Origin of the sequence: Streptomyces sp. NRRL S-495, assembly GCF_000966955.1 — a bacterium.
GTDB classification, from domain to species: Bacteria; Actinomycetota; Actinomycetes; order Streptomycetales; family Streptomycetaceae; genus Kitasatospora; species Kitasatospora purpeofusca.
Map to the genome: position 1 here is coordinate 1 of NZ_JZWY01000475.1, position 604 is coordinate 604.

1 protein-coding gene is annotated in these 604 nt (G+C 76.8%); it reads left to right on the plus strand.

Annotated elements, in window-relative coordinates; translation table 11 throughout:
- Positions 1–604: AMP-binding protein (locus VR45_RS24005; RefSeq protein ID WP_045941900.1), on the plus strand; the 604-nt coding region annotated here is incomplete at both ends.

Here is a 604-nt window from a genome sequence, read left to right on the forward strand (position 1 = left end):
CCGGCGCCCGGGTGGAGATCGCCGACCGGGCCACCGCCACCGACGGGGCCGCGCTCGGCGCCTGGGTGGAGAAGCAGGGCGTCACCCACCTCCAGGCCACCCCTGCCACCTGGCGGACGCTGCTGGAGGCCGACTGGGCCGGCCGCCCGGGACTGACCGCGCTGTGCGGCGGCGAGGCGCTCACCGCCGACCTCGCCCGCGCCCTGCTCGGCCGGGTCGGCGCCCTGTGGAACCTCTACGGTCCGACCGAGACCACCGTCTGGTCCACCGTCCAGCGGGTCACCCCCGAACTCGCCGCCCACGGCGGCGTGGTGGCCCTCGGCGCGCCCGTCGCCAACACCCGGCTGCACCTGCTCGACGGCTCCGGACAGCCGGTCCCGGTCAACGGCGTCGGCGAGCTGTGCATCGCCGGTGCGGGCGTCGCGCTCGGCTACCACGGTCGGCCCGAGCTGACCGCCGAGCGCTTCACCGCCGAACCGGGCCGCACCGACGGCGCGTTGATGTACCGCACCGGCGACCTCGCCAGCCGTCGGGCCGACGGCCGGCTGGAGTACCACGGCCGTGCCGACGCCCAGGTCAAGCTGCGCGGCTTCCGGATCGAGCT